17 protein-coding genes are annotated in these 18,006 nt (G+C 62.4%); 4 read left to right on the top strand and 13 right to left on the bottom strand.

Features of this window, described 5'->3' with window-relative positions; genetic code table 11:
* Positions 1 to 375 carry a DUF3301 domain-containing protein gene (locus PSEST_RS21195; RefSeq protein ID WP_015278964.1) on the bottom strand — a complete coding sequence of 125 codons (375 nt, stop codon included), beginning with the start codon at positions 373 to 375 and terminating at the stop codon, positions 1 to 3.
* 82 nt (positions 376 to 457) lie between these two features.
* Positions 458 to 865 carry an SMI1/KNR4 family protein gene (locus PSEST_RS21200; protein WP_015278965.1) on the bottom strand — a complete coding sequence of 136 codons (408 nt, stop codon included), beginning with the start codon at positions 863 to 865 and terminating at the stop codon, positions 458 to 460.
* Positions 866 to 1,093: 228 nt separating this feature from the next.
* Between PSEST_RS21200 and PSEST_RS21205 the strand changes: the two genes are divergently transcribed.
* From PSEST_RS21205 to PSEST_RS21220, 4 genes are all read left to right on the top strand, one after another.
* Positions 1,094 to 3,364, top strand: coding sequence for an ATP-binding protein (locus PSEST_RS21205; protein ID WP_015278966.1), 2,271 nt, complete (start codon positions 1,094 to 1,096; stop codon positions 3,362 to 3,364).
* Positions 3,364 to 3,837 carry a response regulator gene (locus PSEST_RS21210; protein ID WP_015278967.1) on the top strand — a complete coding sequence of 158 codons (474 nt, stop codon included), beginning with the start codon at positions 3,364 to 3,366 and terminating at the stop codon, positions 3,835 to 3,837. Before PSEST_RS21205 ends, PSEST_RS21210 begins: the two co-directional genes overlap by 1 nt.
* Positions 3,838 to 3,904: 67 nt before the next feature.
* Positions 3,905 to 6,310, top strand: a complete 2,406-nt coding sequence (locus PSEST_RS21215) for a response regulator (RefSeq protein ID WP_015278968.1) — start codon at positions 3,905 to 3,907, stop codon at positions 6,308 to 6,310.
* The gene (locus PSEST_RS21220) at positions 6,303 to 6,857 is read left to right on the top strand and encodes a biliverdin-producing heme oxygenase (RefSeq protein WP_015278969.1); all 555 of its coding nucleotides are present in this window, start codon (positions 6,303 to 6,305) and stop codon (positions 6,855 to 6,857) included. The genes PSEST_RS21215 and PSEST_RS21220 overlap by 8 nt, the downstream gene beginning before the upstream one ends.
* Before the next feature lie 61 nt (positions 6,858 to 6,918).
* On the opposite strand, the gene glmS is transcribed toward PSEST_RS21220, so the two are convergent.
* From glmS to atpB, 11 genes are all read right to left on the bottom strand, one after another.
* On the bottom strand, positions 6,919 to 8,769 hold the full coding sequence (glmS, locus tag PSEST_RS21225) for a glutamine--fructose-6-phosphate transaminase (isomerizing) (protein WP_015278970.1): 1,851 nt from the start codon (positions 8,767 to 8,769) through the stop codon (positions 6,919 to 6,921).
* 2 nt (positions 8,770 to 8,771) lie between these two features.
* Positions 8,772 to 9,554, bottom strand: coding sequence for a DeoR/GlpR family DNA-binding transcription regulator (locus PSEST_RS21230; RefSeq protein WP_015278971.1), 783 nt, complete (start codon positions 9,552 to 9,554; stop codon positions 8,772 to 8,774).
* Between the two features lie 293 nt (positions 9,555 to 9,847).
* A complete protein-coding gene (glmU, locus tag PSEST_RS21235) occupies positions 9,848 to 11,206 on the bottom strand; it encodes a bifunctional UDP-N-acetylglucosamine diphosphorylase/glucosamine-1-phosphate N-acetyltransferase GlmU (protein WP_015278972.1) in 1,359 nt (452 codons plus the stop codon).
* Between the two features lie 147 nt (positions 11,207 to 11,353).
* Positions 11,354 to 11,782 (bottom strand): F0F1 ATP synthase subunit epsilon, encoded by a 429-nt coding sequence (locus PSEST_RS21240; RefSeq protein ID WP_003303687.1) that lies wholly within the window; start codon positions 11,780 to 11,782, stop codon positions 11,354 to 11,356.
* A gap of 74 nt (positions 11,783 to 11,856) precedes the next feature.
* The gene (atpD, locus tag PSEST_RS21245; protein ID WP_015278973.1) at positions 11,857 to 13,233 is read right to left on the bottom strand and encodes a F0F1 ATP synthase subunit beta; all 1,377 of its coding nucleotides are present in this window, start codon (positions 13,231 to 13,233) and stop codon (positions 11,857 to 11,859) included.
* A 30-nt stretch (positions 13,234 to 13,263) separates the two neighbouring features.
* Positions 13,264 to 14,130 carry a F0F1 ATP synthase subunit gamma gene (gene atpG / locus PSEST_RS21250; RefSeq protein WP_015278974.1) on the bottom strand — a complete coding sequence of 289 codons (867 nt, stop codon included), beginning with the start codon at positions 14,128 to 14,130 and terminating at the stop codon, positions 13,264 to 13,266.
* A 50-nt stretch (positions 14,131 to 14,180) separates the two neighbouring features.
* Positions 14,181 to 15,725 (bottom strand): F0F1 ATP synthase subunit alpha, encoded by a 1,545-nt coding sequence (gene atpA, locus PSEST_RS21255; RefSeq protein WP_015278975.1) that lies wholly within the window; start codon positions 15,723 to 15,725, stop codon positions 14,181 to 14,183.
* A gap of 15 nt (positions 15,726 to 15,740) precedes the next feature.
* The gene (locus tag PSEST_RS21260) at positions 15,741 to 16,277 is read right to left on the bottom strand and encodes a F0F1 ATP synthase subunit delta (RefSeq protein ID WP_015278976.1); all 537 of its coding nucleotides are present in this window, start codon (positions 16,275 to 16,277) and stop codon (positions 15,741 to 15,743) included.
* 12 nt (positions 16,278 to 16,289) lie between these two features.
* On the bottom strand, positions 16,290 to 16,760 hold the full coding sequence (locus PSEST_RS21265; RefSeq protein ID WP_015278977.1) for a F0F1 ATP synthase subunit B: 471 nt from the start codon (positions 16,758 to 16,760) through the stop codon (positions 16,290 to 16,292).
* A gap of 92 nt (positions 16,761 to 16,852) precedes the next feature.
* Positions 16,853 to 17,080 (bottom strand): F0F1 ATP synthase subunit C, encoded by a 228-nt coding sequence (gene atpE / locus PSEST_RS21270; RefSeq protein ID WP_003290909.1) that lies wholly within the window; start codon positions 17,078 to 17,080, stop codon positions 16,853 to 16,855.
* 57 nt (positions 17,081 to 17,137) lie between these two features.
* Complete coding sequence (gene atpB / locus PSEST_RS21275; RefSeq protein ID WP_015278978.1) at positions 17,138 to 17,992, bottom strand: F0F1 ATP synthase subunit A; 855 nt, start codon at positions 17,990 to 17,992, stop codon at positions 17,138 to 17,140.
* Between the last annotated feature and the right edge of the window lie 14 nt (positions 17,993 to 18,006).

The raw sequence follows: 18,006 nt of genomic DNA on the forward strand, positions 1-18,006 counted from the left end.
TCAGTCGCGCGGCCGGCGCCAATCGTCCAGCTGAATCACCCGACCCGGCTCGTCGGCGGGCTGGAAAGGATGGGCAGCCAGCTCGATCCGTCCGACCTGAGCGCCGAACATGACGATGGTGCCCGGATGCCGTTGCTCACCGGTCACGGTGAACTCGAAACCGTAGATTCGGGCCAGCCGGCGCTGGCCGCGTGCGTCGGCCAGCAAGGTCAGTTTGCGAAAGGCGACATTGCCGTCGAGCAACTCGACATCGAGCTTCTTGCAATGCCGTCGCACCGCCTGCAGCGCCCGCTCGCGAATGCCATGGGAATGCCACAGCCAGGCGCCGGCCGCGGCCAGCAGCATGAAGAGGAATAGATTGCTCAGAGTCAGCATGGAGTTTCGGAAAGTAACCGGCGGGCGTACAGCTTAGCAGGCCGCGGCCCTGCTGCCGTGTCGATGCAGGCGCCTATCCGCCTCAGCTTTCCAGCCAGACGTCGCGGGCCCAGTGCCATACCGTTTCCCAGGTTTCCTCGGTCAGCTCGGCCTCGTCGCCGTCCCATAGCGTGACTTCGCCGTCCAGATCGACCACGTAGTAATCGCGCCCATCCTGGCAGATCGGGATCAGGTCGCGCGGTACGCCCGCGTCCCAGGCGTTGGCCGCAACTTCCGGCAAGTAGGTATGCGACTGCGGATCGGTGGCAGTGACCGGCTCCAAGTGCCCGTAGATGACATCGCTGACCTGCAGCAGAAACTCGCGCAAGCCGAACGGCAGGTTGATCAGCAGCTGCTCCTCGATTTCCACCAGCAGATCATCGTCCGGCAACTCCAGCGGTACCGGCACTGGCTCGTTGAGCTCGCGCAGCTGTTCGATGACTTCTTCCACATCCACCTCCTGTCGTATGCCCCTGGGCAAGGCCCCGTTTATACAGTCCGCCGAATTGGCGAGCCAGTTCTGTCGCGTTAAAGTGCGGGGCCAAGCGAAACACTCGGTTAAGACTTTCCCCACAACTCCCACGCTCAACCTGCACAATCGCAGACCTTAGGTAGCAACTTGCATTGGTGCCTGCCCGCCACCTCCGGTCCGTACCGGGCCTGAACAAGGACACACACAATGGCCACTACCGAAGCTCGGGACCTGCTCGCGGCGATCGACCGATGCGCCGATGAACCCATCCATATACCTGGCAGCATCCAGCCCCACGGGTTTCTGCTGGTGGTCAGCGAGCCGGAACTGCACGTGCAGCAGGCCAGCGAGAACGTCCAGCAGTGGCTTGGCGTCGAGGCGCAGTCACTGCTCGGTCAACCGCTATCGAACCTGCTGCCGACGGCGCGCCTCGAAGCGGGTCTGGCAGCACTGACCGAGGACGACCACAACCCGTTTCATCTGAGCGATGTCTGCATCCGCGTCCACGGCACCGTGGACCAGACCTTCGCCCTGCTCGGGCATCGCCACGGCGGTCACCTGATTCTTGAATTCGAGCGTGCGGACAACGCGCACCAGGCCTACGACGCCCTGTACCCCCTGATGCGCACCTTCGTCGTTCAGTTGCAGGAGACGCGCGAGCTTGAAGCGCTGTGCCAACTGGCGGTGCGCGAGGTCAAGCGCATCACCGGTTTCGGCCGCGTCAAGGCTTACCGTTTCGATGCCGAAGACAATGGGCTGGTGCTGGCTGAGGTCGCTGATCCCGGCTATCCGAGCTATCTGGGACTGTGCTTTCCCGCCGCGGACATACCGCCACAGGCACGCCGCCTGTACCGGGAGAACCTGATCCGCGTGATTCAGGACGCCAACTACACGCCCTCCCCTCTGGTGCCTGCACTGAACCCGGTTTCGGGAGCGCCGCTGGACCTGAGCTTTGCCGCATTGCGCAGCGTCTCCCCGGTGCATCTGCAATACATGCGCAATATGGGCACGCTGGCGTCGATGTCGATCTCCATCGTCATTCGCGACCGCCTCTGGGGCCTGATCTCCTGCCATGATGCCGAACCGCGCGCGGTCAGCTACCAGACCCGCACCGCCTGCGAACTGCTCGGCCGCATCCTTTCGCTGCAGATCGAAGCGCGGGAAACGGAAACCCTGGCCCAGCGCAAACTGGAACTGCGCCACCAGATCGTGCATCTGCTCTCGGCCATGGCCGACCGTGACAGCGTGGTCGAGGGCTTCCGCCACCTGCCGGACGTCGTGCTGGGTTTCGCTGCAGCCGACGGTGCGGCGATCATTTCCGCGGACAAATGCGAAACCGTCGGCAATACACCCGACCACCTGCAGATCCTGCGGTTGACCGAATGGCTGGGCGAACGACGCGACCAGCTGATCTTTCATAGCGACTGCATCAGCGGGGACATTCCCGAGATGCCGGAGCTGGCCGGCCACTGCGCCGGCGTCATGGCGATTTCCATCTCGCGCTTGCACGCGCATTACCTCATCTGGTTCCGCCAGGAGCAGATCAAGACGGTCAATTGGGCAGGCGCGCCGGAAAAACAGGTCGACCGCCAGAGCGGTGCACTCAGCCCGCGGCACAGCTTCGCGCGCTGGCAGGAAACCTTGCGCGGCTATGCGCAGCCCTGGGACCCGGTGGTCATCGAAGGGGCGCTGGAGCTGCGCAACGCGGTGCTTGGCATCGTCTTGCGCAAGGCCGAGGAAATGGCTCAGCTGGCCGGCGAACTGCGCGCCAGCAACAAGGAACTGGAGGCCTTTTCCTACAGCGTGTCCCACGATCTGCGCGCGCCGTTACGGCATATCGCCGGCTACACCGAACTGCTCAGCGAGATGGAAAGCAGCCAGCTGAGCGAACGCGGTATGCGCTTTCTCGACAACATTGCCGACGCCGCGCGCTTTGCCGGCACGCTGGTGGACAACCTGCTGAGCTTTTCACAGATGGGTCGCGCGGCGCTGCGCCTGACGGATGTGGATCTGGAAGCGCTGGTCGCCTCGATCCGCGAGGAGCTGGCGCCTGATTGCGAGGGCCGTCAGATCGAGTGGCACCTGTTGCCGATGCCGATCGTCGTGGCTGATGCGGCCTTCCTCCATATGGTGTTGCGCAACCTCATCGACAACGCGGTCAAGTACAGCCGTACCCGTGAGGTCGCCGTGATCGAAGTGGGTGCCGAGCAACGCGCCGGCGAAGTCGTGGTCTACGTGCGCGACAACGGCGTCGGCTTCGACATGCAGTACGCCGGCAAGCTGTTCGGCGTATTCCAGCGACTGCACCGCATGGAGGAGTTCGAGGGCACCGGTATCGGCCTGGCCAGCGTACACCGGATCATCGAGCGCCACGATGGCCGGGTCTGGGCCGAAGGCCAGCTGGACAAGGGCGCCACCTTCTATTTCTCTCTACCCAAACTGACCTATACGTCCTCCCTCTTGGACCGAGACATCTGATGCTGAAACCGATACTGCTGGTGGAAGACAACCCCCACGACCTGGAACTCACGCTGATCGCGCTGGAGCGCAGCCAGCTGGCCAACGAAGTGGTGATCATGCGTGACGGCGCCGAAGCGCTGAGCTACCTGCAGCGCACCGGTGCCTACGCCGAGCGAGTCGACGGCAACCCTGCCGTGCTGTTGCTGGACCTCAAACTGCCCAAGGTCGACGGACTGGAAGTGCTCAAGACGGTGCGCGAGACCGCCGAGTTGCGCAGCATTCCGGTGGTCATGCTGACTTCCTCGCGGGAGGAGCCCGACCTGCTGAAAGCCTATGAACTCGGGGTGAACGCTTACGTGGTCAAACCGGTCGAATTCAAGGATTTCGTCGCCGCAATCTCCGATCTCGGTATTTTCTGGGCAGTACTCAACGAGCCGCCACCTGGTTCGCTGCGACTCAAGCGTGTACGCAACAAAGAAGAAAAGCACTGAACGAGCCTCTGCCCGCCAATGCCTGGCGGGCCGTCACGACGACTCCTGCATCCTCGACAGGATAGATATGCCAGCGTCAAAGAACATCAGCGTCCTGTTCATCGAGGACAGCCCGCACGACGCCGAACTGGCCCAGCTGGCCCTGGAGCGCAGTGGCTACACGCTGCACACCGAGCTGGTCTACAGCCACGCCGGGGTCGTCGAAGCGCTGCAGCGGCGATCCTTCGACCTGATCCTGGCGGACTTCATTCTGCCCGGCTTCTCCGGTAGCCAGGCGTTGCAGGAAGCACAGCGGCTGGCGCCACAGACGCCTTTCATCTTTCTCTCCGGCGTATTCGGCGAAGAGCACGCAGTCAACATGATGCGCTCCGGCGCCGTCGACTATGTGCTCAAGCAGAAACTCGGCTTCCTGCCCAAGGCCGTCGAACGGGCGCTAGCGGAGGTCAACGAGCGCCGTCGCCGGCTACAGGCCGAGCAGGCGCTGCGTGAAGTGGAAGTGCGCGCGCGCCTGGCCATCGACGCGGCGCGCCTGGGCATGTGGGACTACGAGCCGCAGAGCGACACGCTGATCTGGGACGAGCGCTGCCGGGCCATGCTAGAAGTCGATACACAGACCCCGGTCGACATGCCGCTGTTCGAGAGCCTCTGCCATCCGGACGATCGCGAACGGATACGCGACCAGGTCGCCGGTGCCATTTCCGGTGAGAATGCCGGCGAGTTCTGTACCACCTACCGCGTGCTTTTCAAAGACGGCAGCCTGCGCTGGATGGAAACCCGCGGCCAGGCCTTCTTCGAAGGCGGCCAGTGCACCCGCTTCGTCGGCGTGGTGATGGACATCACCGAGCAGCAACTGGCGACACAGACGCTCAAGCAGCAGAACGAAACCCTCGGCGAGCGAGTGCAGCAGCGCACGCGCGAACGCGACCGTACCTGGGAGCTGTCACGCGACCTGCTGGCCGTTACCGATCTCGAGATGATGCCGGTTGCGCTCAACCCCATGTGGGAGCTGGCTTTCGACTTCCCCCTCGAGCAGTTGATGCAGCATTCGCTGACCTGGCTGGTGCACCCGGACGATCTGCAAGCGACACGGGAAGAAAACACGCGCGTCAGCCGCGGCAGGGTCGCCAATCGCTTCGTCAACCGCATGCGCCATCGCGACGGCAGCTATCGCTGGCTGTCCTGGTCGTTGGTGGCCGATGGCGGTCGTATTTATTCCGCGGCGCGGGACATCACCAGCGAAATCGCCGCGGTCGACAAACTGGCCGAAGCCAACCGCGAGCTGCGCGCGCAGATTCAGGAACGCGAGCGTGTCGAGGCCACATTGCAGCAGATGCAGCGCCTCGAAGCGGTCGGCCAGCTGACTGCAGGCGTCGCCCATGACTTCAACAACCTGCTCACCGTCATTCTGACCAGCGCCAGCTTCCTGCAGAACGATCTGGAGCAAGGCGCGCCGGCAGAGCGCAGCCTGCGGCGGCTGCAATACATCCGCGAATCCGGCGAACGTGGCGCGACGCTGACCAGCCAGTTGCTTGCCTTCGCCCGTCGTCAGCAGTTGACACCCACGGCGATCGACCTCAACGACACCCTGGTCAGTCTGCTCAGCCTGCTGAAAAGCACCCTGGGCGGCAGTGTCAGCATCGAAACCGACACGCAGGCCAACATCTGGCATGCGCTGGTGGATCCAACGCAGATCGAGATGATCATCCTCAACCTGGCGATCAACGCCCGCGACGCCATGGGCGATAGCGGGCGATTGACGCTGGGTACACGCAATGTGGTGATCACCGAACCGGCGCTGCGCGCCGAGGACCCGAGCCCCGGGGAATATGTCGTACTTTCGGTCACCGATACCGGCACCGGCATGAGCGAAGAGGTGCTGAGCAAGGCGTTCGAGCCGTTCTTCACCACCAAGGAGGTCGGCAAGGGCTCGGGGCTGGGCCTGGCTCAGGTATTCGGTTTCGCCAAGCAGTCCGGCGGTGGTGCACGCATCGAAAGCCGTCCGGGCGCCGGGACCACGGTAAAGGTATTCCTGCCGCGTACCGAGCCACCGGCAGCAACGGAGCCGACCGCTGCCCTGAGCGCCGGCAGCCAGGAAGACAACAGTCAGCATCGCATTCTGCTGGTCGATGACGATCACGCCGTGCGCGAAGTGACCGCGCAGATGCTGCAGAACCTTGGTTTCGCAGTCATCGAAGCAGACAGCGGCGAGCATGCCTTGCAGCTGCTCGGAGAAGGCATCGAAGTCGATCTGCTGCTGGCGGATTTCGCCATGCCCGGAATGAATGGCGGCGAACTGGCACGGGCGGTACGGGTGGGCCAGCCCGAGCTGCCGGTGATATTCGTGACGGGCTATGCCGAGCTGTGTGAATTGGGCCTGGTTGGTTACTCGATCATCCAGAAGCCGTTTCGTGAAGATCAGCTGGCCAACAAGATTCACCTCGCATTGCGCGAAGGCAGCCTGACCGATGGCTGAGCTAAGGACACGTCTCAGACAGGCGACAGCTGCTCTGCACGAGCAAGTCGATACCGCCTACTCAGGCTTCGCTCTGGTCCAGCCGGACGACTATCGGCGCTTCCTGCGTGCTCACGCCCGGGTGCTGAGCGCCACGGAAATTGCGCTGGAACAGGCCGGCGTCGCCGAGCTGCTCGACGACTGGCCGATGCGCGCGCGCCGGCACGCGCTGCTGGCCGATCTGGCTGAACTGGGCTGCCCTGCTCCCGCGCCGCTGCAGGCGCCGCGAATAAACGACATAGCCAGCTGCTGGGGCGCGGTCTACGTGCTCGAAGGATCGCGCCTGGGCGGGCGGGTACTGGCCCGACGCATACGCCTGGGCGACCCGACAGCACCGGTTCGCTTCCTTGAGCATGGTGACGTCGCGAGGCTCTGGCCGGCCTTTCTCACGCGGCTGGAACAGGCCGCTCCCGACTGTGCCTGGGCGCCGATGCTGGCCGCCGCCGAAGCGACGTTCGGCTTATTCGCCGCCGCTGCTACAGTCGAGCGGGACTACGACTACAGCTGAACAGAAAAGGCCCCGCAGGGCCTTTTCCTTTTTGCACACGCTCAGCTGCCCACAACGGCCGTCACTCGACGGTTACGGACTTGGCCAGGTTGCGCGGCTGGTCGACGTCGGTGCCGCGCAGCACGGCGACGTAGTACGACAGCAACTGCAGCGGCAGGGTGTAGAGGATTGGCGCCAGGGCGTCATGGATGTGCGGCATGTTCACCACGAAGATGCCTTCAGCGTTGTCGAACCCGGCCTCGCGATCGGCAAAGACGATCAGTTCGCCGCCACGAGCGCGAACTTCCTGCAGGTTCGACTTGAGCTTCTCCAGCAGCTCGTTGTTTGGCGCCACGGTGACCACCGGCATGTCGGCATCCACCAGCGCCAGCGGGCCGTGCTTGAGCTCCCCGGCCGGGTAGGCTTCGGCATGGATGTAGGAGATTTCCTTGAGCTTGAGCGCGCCTTCCATCGCCACCGGATACTGCGCGCCGCGGCCGAGGAACAGCGTGTGGTGCTTCTCGGCGAAGTGCTCGGAAATCTTCTCCACCGTAGTGTCCATCGCCAGCGCCTCGCCCAGACGCGTCGGCAGTCGGCGCAGTTCCTCCACCAGTTCGGCTTCACTGGCCGCGCTCAGCGTGCCGCGAACATGCCCCAGCGACAGGGTCAGCAGCATCAGGCCGACCAGCTGGGTGGTGAAGGCTTTGGTCGAGGCAACGCCGATTTCGGGACCGGCCTGGGTCAGCAGGGTCAGGTCCGACTCGCGCACCAGCGAGCTGATGCCGACGTTGCAGATCGCCAGGCTGGCGAGATAGCCGCCTTCTTCCGTGGAACGCTGTTTGGCGTTGCGCAGCGCTGCGAGCGTATCGGCCGTCTCGCCGGACTGGGAAATGGTGACGAACAGGGTGTCCGGCTGCACCACCACCTTGCGGTAGCGGAACTCACTGGCCACTTCGACCTGGCAGGGGATGCCGGCCAGCTCTTCCAGCCAGTACCGCGCCACCATGCCGGCGTGATAGCTGGTGCCACAGGCGACGATCTGCACGTTGCGCACCTTGGCGAACAGTTCGCCGGCCTGCGGGCCGAACGCTTCCACCAGCACCTGACGGTCGCCGAGGCGGCCTTCCAGGGTGCGCTGCACCACCTTGGGCTGCTCATGAATTTCCTTGAGCATGAAGTGGCGATACGCGCCCTTGTCGGCCGCCTCGGCGCCTTCGTGATACTGCACCGCCTCGCGCTGCACCGGCTCGCCATCGACATCCCAGATCTGCACGGAGTCGCGACGGATCTCGGCGATATCGCCTTCTTCCAGATACATGAAGCGGTCGGTGACCTGACGCAGGGCCAGCTGGTCGGAAGCGAGAAAGTTTTCGCCCAGCCCGAGGCCGATCACCAGCGGGCTGCCGCTGCGCGCGGCGAGCAGACGATCCGGCTGCTTGGCACTGATTACCGCCAAGCCATAGGCGCCATGCAGCTCCTTGACCGCTGCCTTGAGCGCTGCAGTGAGATCGCCCAGCGATTCCAGCTTGTGGTGCAGCAGGTGCACGATGACTTCGGTATCGGTGTCGGAAACGAACACGTAGCCCATGTCCTTGAGCTGGGCGCGCAACGCCTCGTGATTCTCGATGATGCCGTTGTGCACCACAGCCAGTTCGTCGCCGGAGAAATGCGGATGGGCATTGCGCTCACAGGGCGCGCCGTGCGTCGCCCAGCGAGTGTGGGCAATGCCCAGGCGGCCAACCAGCGGCGTCTGCTGCTGAGCCTGCTCCAGCTCAGCGACCTTGCCGTTGCGGCGCAGACGCTCCAGCGTGCCGCTGTCATCCAGCACGGCCACACCGGCGCTATCGTAGCCACGGTATTCGAGGCGTTTGAGGCCTTCGAGAAGGATCGCGGTGATGTTGCGTTCGGCGACGGCGCCAACGATGCCACACATAATCAGGTCTCCAGATTGGGTTCGACGGCCACGCAGATCAGTTTCACGCCACGGGCCAGGATGCTGGTGCGCGCCTCGTCGCTGAGACGCTCATCGGTAATCAGGGTGTGCACGCTGCTCCACGGCAGCTCGAGATTGGGAATGCGCCGGCCGATCTTGTCGGCCTCGGCGAGCACGATGACTTCACGCGCGACATCGGCCATCACGCGCGACAACCCCAATAGCTCGTTGAACGTCGTAGTGCCGCGCTCCAGGTCGATGCCATCGGCGCCGATGAACAGCTGGTCGAAATCATACGAACGCAGTACCTGCTCGGCGACCTGCCCTTGAAAAGACTCCGAATGCGGATCCCAGGTGCCGCCAGTCATCAGCAGCACCGGCTCGTGCTCCAGCTCGCGCAACGCATTGACCACGTTCAGCGAGTTGGTCATGACCACCAGCCCGTGCTTGTGACCCAGCTGCGGAATCATCGCCGCGGTCGTGGTGCCGCTGTCAATGATGATGCGCGCATGCTCGCGGATGCAGCCTACCGCGGCGCCGGCAATCGCCTGCTTGTAAGGCGAGACGGGCTGTACGTTGTCGCCGATCAGTTCCTGAGGCAGCGGCACCGCACCGCCGTACCGACGCAGCAGCAAGCCGTTCTTCTCCAGCGCCGCGAGGTCCTTGCGAATGGTGACTTCCGAGGTCTCGAAGCGCCGGGACAACTCGTCGACGCTGACTTCGCCACGCTCATTGAGCAGAGCGAGAATGGCGTGGCGACGTTGCGGTGTGTTGCGCTTCGACATTGATATGTTTCGATTCGAAAGTTAATAGCGCGAATCAAAACATAAGCATTCGTCAGCTGCAAGCGCGGTATTCGCCGAAGCGAAGAGCGGCAAGCCCATTCAGTTGAGTGTCAGCTTGACGCAGCAGCCGAGCAGAAACAGCCCGGCAAGCTTCTCCAGCCCGCGCGCAATGTGGATTGGCCCACATGCGCTCGGCGAGACGATGGACCCTTTGCCGAACCCTGGCCGGGCTTCGAAACCCCGCGCCAGGCCGCGGCGAGCCCGGCTATCAGCGTGGCCGAGCCGGGCTTGCTTCACTTCTTGGTCGGCCGTTGCCAGCCGTCGATATTGCGCTGACGCCCACGACCGAGCCCGAGAGTGTGTGCCGGCACGTCTTCGGTGATGGTCGAGCCAGCACCGGTCGTGGCGCCGTCGCCCAGATGCAGCGGCGCCACCAGCGAGCTGTTGGAGCCGATAAAGACGTCCTCGCCCATTACTGTCTTGAACTTGTTGGCGCCATCGTAATTGCAGGTGATGGTGCCGGCGCCGATGTTGGTCCGCGCGCCGATCTCGGCATCACCGAGATAGCTGAGGTGACCGGCCTTGGCACCGTCGCCCAGCGTCGCGTTCTTCAGCTCGACGAAGTTACCGACATGGGCCTTCTTGCCCAGTACCGCGCCCGGACGCAGACGCGCGAACGGCCCGCAATCCGCGCCCTCGCCGACTACCGCACCCTCCAGATGGGAGTTGGCCTTGATGATCGCGCCGCGGCGCAGGGTGCTGTCCTTGATCACGCAGTTCGGCCCGATCTGCACATCGTCTTCGATGACCACTGTGCCTTCCAGCACCACGTTCACATCGATCAGCACATCACGACCGACACTGAGCTCCCCACGCACGTCGAAGCGCGCCGGATCGCGCAGCGTTACGCCTTGCGCCATCAGGCGCCGGGCTGCGCGCTGCTGGTAGTGGCGCTCCAGTTCGGCCAGCTGGATGCGGTCGTTGGCGCCCTGCACTTCCATTGCATCCAGCGGCTGCTCGGTGGCCACGCGCAGGCCATCGGCGACGGCCATGGCGATCACATCCGTCAGGTAATACTCGCCCTGGGCGTTACTGTTGGACAGGCGGCCAAGCCATTCGCCGATACGACTGCCCGGAACCGCGAGAATCCCCGTATTGCCTTCGCGGATCGCCTTCTGCTCGTCGCTGGCATCCTTATGCTCGACGATGGCCTGCACTTCGCCGCGCGCGTCACGGACGATTCGGCCATAGCCGGTCGGGTCATCCAGCGTAACCGTCAGCAGCGCCAGCTGCTCCGGCCCGACCTTCTGCAGCAGGCGCTGTAGCGTTTCGGCTTCGATCAGCGGCACATCGCCATAGAGGATCAGCACACGCTCTGCCGAGAGATTCGGCAACGCCTGGGCCACTGCATGCCCGGTACCCAGCTGCTCGGCTTGAACCACGTAGTCAAGGTCATCACCGGCCAGCCGCAGGCGCACCTGCTCGGCACCGTGGCCGATGACCACCTGAATGCTCTGCGGCTGCAGCGCGCGGGCCGTATCGATGACGTGCCCGAGCATGGATTTTCCGGCAACCGGGTGCAGCACCTTGGGCAGGGCCGAGCGCATACGGGTGCCCTGGCCAGCGGCGAGAATGACGATATCGAGAGACATGCAGCGATTCCTGAACGGTATCGGCCCGGCAGCTCACCCGTGCGTCTTTCCCGGGTGCAGCTGGCGTCGGTGCCGTCAAATGACAGAAAAAGAAAAAGGGTAGCCAAGGCTACCCTTTTACTCGTGCGCGATGAAGTCGCGAGTCGATCAGTGCCGACCGTACTTCTTGCGCATTGCCTCGATGGTTCGCAGCTGGGCTGCGGCCTCGGCCAGGCGAGCGGCGGCGGAGCCGTAATCGAACTCCGCGCCCTTCTCGTGCAGGGCCTTCTCGGCAGCTTTGACGGCAGCCTGAGCGGCGGCTTCGTCGATGTCCTTGGCGCGCGTAGCGGTATCGGCGAGAACCTTCACCATGTTCGGCTGCACTTCGATGAAGCCGCCGGAGATGTAGAAGATCTCCTCGTCACCACCCTGCTTGATCACTCGAACCGGACCCGGCTTGAGATCGGTCAGCAGCGGCGCGTGACCCGGCAGAACGCCGATGTCACCCAGGTTGCCGTGGGCGACGACCATTTCCACCAGCCCCGAGAACAGCTCTTCTTCCGCACTGACGATGTCGCAATGCACTGTCATAGCCATGTTCATGCCTCGGTAATCAGCCTGACCAACAGCTGCCGGTCAGGCTGGTTGGCGCCCGCGAACGGGCGCGCCAGTTACAGTTTCTTGGCTTTCTCGATGGCTTCGTCGATGCTGCCGACCATGTAGAACGCCTGCTCCGGCAGGTGGTCGTACTCGCCACTGAGGATGCCGGAGAAACCACGGATGGTTTCCTTGAGCGGAACGTACTTGCCTGGCGAGCCAGTGAAGACTTCGGCCACGAAGAACGGCTGGGACAGGAAGCGCTGGATCTTACGAGCACGGGATACCAGCTGCTTGTCGGTTTCGGACAGTTCGTCCATACCGAGGATCGCGATGATGTCCTTCAGCTCCTTGTAGCGCTGCAGCACGTACTGAACGCCGCGAGCGGTGTCGTAGTGCTCCTGGCCGATGACCAGCGGATCCAGCTGACGCGAAGTCGAGTCGAGCGGATCGACCGCCGGGTAGATACCCAGGGAGGCGATGTCACGCGACAGTACGACGGTGGCGTCGAGGTGGGCGAAGGTGGTCGCCGGGCTCGGGTCGGTCAGGTCGTCCGCAGGTACGTATACGGCCTGTACCGAGGTGATCGAGCCGTTCTTGGTGGAGGTGATGCGCTCCTGCAGAACGCCCATCTCTTCGGCCAGAGTCGGCTGGTAACCTACCGCGGAAGGCATACGGCCCAGCAGTGCGGATACTTCGGTACCGGCGAGGGTGTAACGGTAGATGTTGTCGACGAACAACAGTACGTCACGGCCTTCGTCACGGAACTTCTCGGCCATGGTCAGGCCGGTCAGTGCCACGCGCAGACGGTTTCCTGGCGGCTCGTTCATCTGGCCGTAAACCAGGGCAACCTTGTCCAGAACGTTGGAGTCCTTCATCTCGTGATAGAAGTCGTTACCTTCACGAGTACGCTCACCCACACCGGCGAACACGGAGTAACCGCTGTGCTCCATCGCGATGTTACGGATCAGCTCCATCATGTTTACGGTCTTGCCGACACCGGCACCACCGAACAGACCGACCTTACCGCCCTTGGCGAACGGGCAAACCAGGTCGATAACCTTGATGCCGGTTTCCAGCAGCTCGTTGCCGCCAGCCTGTTCGGCATAGGACGGCGCAGCGCGGTGGATGGTCCAGCGCTCTTCTTCGCCGATCGGGCCGGCTTCGTCGATGGGGTTACCCAGGACGTCCATGATGCGACCCAGGGTCTGCTTGCCGACCGGTACGGAGATACCGGTGCCGGTGTTGACGACGTCCAGGCCACGCTTGAGGCCTTCGGTCGAACCCATGGCGATAGTACGGACAATGCCGTCGCCCAGCTGCTGCTGGACTTCCAGGGTGGTCTCGGCGCCTTGAACTTTCAGCGCGTCATAGACGTTCGGTACCAGATCGCGCGGAAATTCCACGTCGATAACGGCGCCGATGATTTGAACGATACGTCCGCTACTCATGTTTGGTTCCTCTGAATATTTGAACCGTTCTTAAACCGCGGCAGCGCCGCCGACGATTTCCGAAATTTCCTGAGTGATCGCAGCCTGACGGGCCTTGTTGTAGACCAGTTGCAGGTCGCTGATCAGCTCACCGGCGTTGTCGGTTGCGTTCTTCATGGCAATCATCCGCGCGGCCTGTTCGGCTGCGCCGTTCTCAACCACGGCCTGATAGACCTGGGACTCGATGAAACGAACCAGCAGAGCATCCAGCAGCTGCTGGGCGTCCGGCTCGTAGAGGTAGTCCCACTGACCTTTCTTCACCGGCTCGGCACTCTCGTCTGCAGCCAGAGGCAGCAGCTGATCGAGCGTCGGCTTTTGGGTCATGGTGTTGATGAACTTGTTGGATACCAGGTACAAGCGATCGATACGGCCGTTGTGGAAGCCGTCCAGCATGACCTTGACGCTGCCGATCAGATCGTTGATCGACGGCTCTTCGCCGAGGTTGCCGATCGCTGCGACGACGTTGCCGCCGAAGCTGCGGAAAAAGCTCGCGCCCTTGTTGCCGATCACGCAGAGGTCGACTTCGACCTTCTGATCGTGCCACTCCTTCATGTTCTTGATCAGGACCTTGAACAGGTTGATGTTCAGGCCACCGCACAGACCACGATCAGTAGACACGACGATATAGCCGACACGCTTGACCGGACGCTCCACCATGAACGGGTGACGGTATTCCGGATTGGCAAAGGCCAGATGGCCGATAACCTGCCGGATCCGCTCCGCATAAGGGCGGCTGGCAGCCATGCGCATCTGTGCCTTGCGCATCTTGCTGACGGCCACCTTTTCCATGGCGCTGGTGATCTTCTGCGTGCTTTTGATGCTCGCAATCTTGCTGCGAATCTCTTTTGCGCCTGCCATTTGACACCTATCGGGTTAGCAGGCGGGAGCCTCTCGGCTCCCGCTGCGGCTTACCAGCTTTGAGTGGCCTTGAACTTCTCGATACCAGCCTTGAGGCCAGCGTCGATTTCGTCATTGAAGTCACCCTTCACGTTGATCTTCGCCATCAGATCGGCGAACTCGCGGTTGAAGAAGGCGATCAGGGCCTGCTCGAAGGCGCCAACCTTGGCCACGTCCACGTCAGTCAGGAAGCCACGCTCGGCGGCGTACAGGGACAGGGACATGTCGGCGATGGACATCGGCGCGTACTGCTTCTGCTTCATCAGCTCGGTAACACGCTGACCATGCTCGAGCTGCTTGCGGGTAGCTTCGTCGAGGTCGGAAGCGAACTGCGCAAACGCAGCCAGTTCACGGTACTGAGCCAGAGCGGTACGGATACCACCGGACAGCTTCTTGACGATTTTGGTCTGCGCAGCACCACCCACGCGGGATACCGAGATACCGGCGTTGACGGCCGGACGGATGCCTGCGTTGAACATGGCCGATTCCAGGAAGATCTGACCGTCGGTGATGGAAATCACGTTGGTCGGAACGAACGCGGAAACGTCGCCAGCCTGGGTTTCGATGATCGGCAGAGCGGTCAGCGAGCCAGTCTTGCCAGTCACGGCACCGTTGGTGAACTTCTCGACGTACTCTTCGGAAACACGCGAAGCGCGCTCCAGCAGACGGCTGTGGAGATAGAACACGTCGCCCGGGTAGGCTTCACGTCCCGGCGGACGGCGCAGCAGCAGGGAGATCTGGCGGTAAGCCACAGCCTGCTTGGACAGATCGTCATACACGATCAGCGCGTCTTCACCGCGGTCGCGGAAGTACTCGCCCATGGTGCAACCAGCATACGGAGCCAGGAACTGCAGCGCAGCGGATTCGGAAGCCGACGCAGCCACAACGATGGTGTTGTGCATGGCGCCGTGCTCTTCCAGCTTGCGCACCACGTTGGCGATGGTCGACTGCTTCTGACCGATGGCTACGTAGACGCAGCGGATGCCGCTGTTCTTCTGGTTGATGATGGCGTCGATGGCCAGGGCGGTCTTACCGATCTGACGGTCACCGATGATCAGCTCGCGCTGGCCACGGCCTACCGGGATCATGGCGTCGACCGACTTGTAACCGGTCTGCACCGGCTGGTCGACGGACTTACGCCAGATCACGCCAGGCGCGACCTTCTCGACCGCGTCAGTTGCCTGGGCATTGATCGGGCCTTTGCCGTCGATCGGGTTACCCAGTGCGTCGACTACGCGACCCAGCAGTTCCGGACCAACCGGAACTTCGAGGATGCGGCCGGTGCACTTGGCGCTCATGCCTTCGGTCAGGCCCAGGTAGTTACCCAGAACCACGGCACCTACGGAGTCCTGCTCCAGGTTCAGTGCCATACCAAAGACGCCGCCAGGGAACTCGATCATTTCGCCGTACATGACGTCGGCCAGACCGTAGATACGTACGATACCGTCAGAAACGCTGACGACGGTGCCCTCATTACGGGCTTGAGCAGCGACATTCGATTTCTCGATGCGCTGCTTGATGATTTCACTAATCTCGGAAGGATTCAGTTGCTGCATGCCATGACCCTCAAATCAGGATTTCAACGATTCGGCCAACTGGCTCAGTTTGCCGCGGACCGAACCGTCGACAACCACATCACCGGCGCGAATCAACACGCCACCGATCAGAGCAGGATTCACGGCCTGCTGGAGGTTGACGGTGCGATCTAGCCGCTTCGACAGGGCGGCAGCCAAAGTTTGGAGTTGCTCGTTGCTGAGCTCGAAGGCGGTTTCAACTTCTGCCTCGAGCGTTTTCTCGGCTTGCGCCTTGATGTCCTCGTACAGCTCCCATACGGTCGGCAGAACCGACAGGCGATCATTTTCGCCAAGGGTCTGGACGTAGTTGCGGAAAGCTTCGTCGGCATCGTCACCGAGTAGACGCACCAGCCCCTGGACCTTGCTTTCGCTGGTCAGGCGGGGGTCGTTCAGCAACGCTGCGACTTCTGGGACTTCAACAGCGATGGCGGCCAGGTTCAGCATTTTCGACCAGGAATCGGTCTGTCCTGCGGCGCTGGCGAACTCGAAAGCGGCTTTCGCGTAAGGCCGAGCAAGCGTCTGGGTATTGATCATCGCTTGCCTCGCTTAGAGTTGGGAGGCCAGTTTTTCGACCAGCTCGTTGTGCACCTTGGCGTCCACCTGGGACTCCAGGATCTTCTCTGCACCGGCGACGGCAAGAGCCGCTACCTGACTGCGCAGTTGGTCCCTGGCACGGTTCACTTCCTGTTCGATCTCGGCGCGGGCGCCGGCGACCAGTCGCTCGCCTTCGGTACGTGCCTGCTGCTTGGCTTCCTCGATGATCGCGTTAGCGTGCTTGTTCGCCTGCTCGATGATCTGGGCTGCCTGCTCCTTGGTCTCGCGGAGGGTGTTGGACACCTTGTCCTGAGCCAGTTTCAGGTCTTGCTGCGCACGGCCTGCCGCATCCAGTCCTTCAGCGATCTTCTTCTGGCGCGCTGCCATGGCTGCCGTAATTGGCGGCCACACGAGCTTCATGCAGAACCAGACGAAGATAGCGAAGGCGAGCGTTTGACCGAACAGCGTCAAGTTAATGTTCACAGCGATTTACCTCGTGCTATCTCGTTCAACGCGGGAGTCATTCCACGGCGACGGGGCTCGCCCGGCGAACCCCATCTCAAACCGGAAAGTGATTAGCCGGCGACAACGAAGATGAGGTACATCGCGATACCAACGCCGATCATCGGTACGGCGTCGAGCAGGCCGGCCATCAGGAAGGTCTTGGTTTGCAGCTGAGGAGCCAGCTCAGGCTGACGAGCAGTGGATTCCAGCAGCTTGCCGCCCAGCAGGGCGAAGCCAATACCGGTGCCCAGGGCACCCAGACCGATCATGATGGAGGCGGCGATGTAGACGAGTTCCATGTAAAGCTCCTGAAGCTAAGGGGGGTTAAGGTTTTTCGGTTAAAGCGTTAGCGCGTTTCAGTGATGTTCTTCATGGGCAGAGCTCAGGTACACCACCGTCAGTACCATGAAGATGAAGGCCTGAAGCGGAATCACCAGAATATGGAAGATCGCCCAAGGCACATTCAGGGTCCACTGCACGTAGAACGGCAGCAGAGCGATGAGGATGAACACCACCTCACCGGCGTACATGTTGCCGAACAGACGCAGTGCGAGGCTGAGCGGCTTGGTCAGCAGGCCGAGAATCTCGAGGAACAGGTTGAACGGCACCAGCGACCAGTGATTGAACGGGGTGAACGCCAGCTCCTTGCTGAAGCCACCGAAGCCCTTGACCTTGACGCTGTAGAACAGGATCAGGATGAACACGCCGAGCGACAGGCCAAAGGTACCGTTCGGGTCGGCAGTCGGAACGATCTTGAACGCCGGCAGGCCGAGCAGACTGGCCAGACCCGGGATGTAGTCGACCGGAATCCACTTCAGGCTGTTCATCAGGAACACCCAGACGAAGATGGTCAGAGCCAGCGGGGCGATCAACGTGTTACGGCCGTGGAAGGTGTCCTTGACCACGCCTTCGACGAACTCTACGCACATCTCGACGAAGTTCTGCAGCTTGCCCGGTACCCCGGCAGTGGCAGACTTGGCGGCGCTGCGGAACAGCAGAATGAAGATGGCGCCCATCAGCAGAGACCAGCCGAGGGTATCCAGGTGGAATGCCATGAAGCCCATGTCGCGCGCTTCGAGACCAGTCTGAGCGATGGTCCAGGTGGCCTGATCGAGAACGGAGCCATCAGCACGCTCGTAACCTGCCGGCAATTTGCCGTAGGTCAGGTTTTGCAGGTGGTGCTGGATATATTCAGCGGGGGTACTCGCCATAAACGCCTCAATGC

The organism is Stutzerimonas stutzeri RCH2 (assembly GCF_000327065.1).
In the GTDB taxonomy this organism is placed as follows: domain Bacteria; phylum Pseudomonadota; class Gammaproteobacteria; order Pseudomonadales; family Pseudomonadaceae; genus Stutzerimonas; species Stutzerimonas stutzeri_AE.

What these genes read in the sequence shown, in the direction of transcription:
- PSEST_RS21195 (WP_015278964.1), bottom strand. Translation starts at nt 375, where the DNA reads ATGCTGACTCTGAGCAATCTATTCCTCTTCATGCTGCTGGCCGCGGCC.
- PSEST_RS21205 (WP_015278966.1), top strand. Translation starts at nt 1,094, where the DNA reads ATGGCCACTACCGAAGCTCGGGACCTGCTCGCGGCGATCGACCGATGC.
- PSEST_RS21210 (WP_015278967.1), top strand. Translation starts at nt 3,364, where the DNA reads ATGCTGAAACCGATACTGCTGGTGGAAGACAACCCCCACGACCTGGAA.
- PSEST_RS21215 (WP_015278968.1), top strand. Translation starts at nt 3,905, where the DNA reads ATGCCAGCGTCAAAGAACATCAGCGTCCTGTTCATCGAGGACAGCCCG.
- PSEST_RS21220 (WP_015278969.1), top strand. Translation starts at nt 6,303, where the DNA reads ATGGCTGAGCTAAGGACACGTCTCAGACAGGCGACAGCTGCTCTGCAC.
- glmS (WP_015278970.1), bottom strand. Translation starts at nt 8,769, where the DNA reads ATGTGTGGCATCGTTGGCGCCGTCGCCGAACGCAACATCACCGCGATC.
- PSEST_RS21230 (WP_015278971.1), bottom strand. Translation starts at nt 9,554, where the DNA reads ATGTCGAAGCGCAACACACCGCAACGTCGCCACGCCATTCTCGCTCTG.
- glmU (WP_015278972.1), bottom strand. Translation starts at nt 11,206, where the DNA reads ATGTCTCTCGATATCGTCATTCTCGCCGCTGGCCAGGGCACCCGTATG.
- PSEST_RS21240 (WP_003303687.1), bottom strand. Translation starts at nt 11,782, where the DNA reads ATGGCTATGACAGTGCATTGCGACATCGTCAGTGCGGAAGAAGAGCTG.
- atpD (WP_015278973.1), bottom strand. Translation starts at nt 13,233, where the DNA reads ATGAGTAGCGGACGTATCGTTCAAATCATCGGCGCCGTTATCGACGTG.
- atpG (WP_015278974.1), bottom strand. Translation starts at nt 14,130, where the DNA reads ATGGCAGGCGCAAAAGAGATTCGCAGCAAGATTGCGAGCATCAAAAGC.
- atpA (WP_015278975.1), bottom strand. Translation starts at nt 15,725, where the DNA reads ATGCAGCAACTGAATCCTTCCGAGATTAGTGAAATCATCAAGCAGCGC.
- PSEST_RS21260 (WP_015278976.1), bottom strand. Translation starts at nt 16,277, where the DNA reads ATGATCAATACCCAGACGCTTGCTCGGCCTTACGCGAAAGCCGCTTTC.
- atpE (WP_003290909.1), bottom strand. Translation starts at nt 17,080, where the DNA reads ATGGAACTCGTCTACATCGCCGCCTCCATCATGATCGGTCTGGGTGCC.
- atpB (WP_015278978.1), bottom strand. Translation starts at nt 17,992, where the DNA reads ATGGCGAGTACCCCCGCTGAATATATCCAGCACCACCTGCAAAACCTG.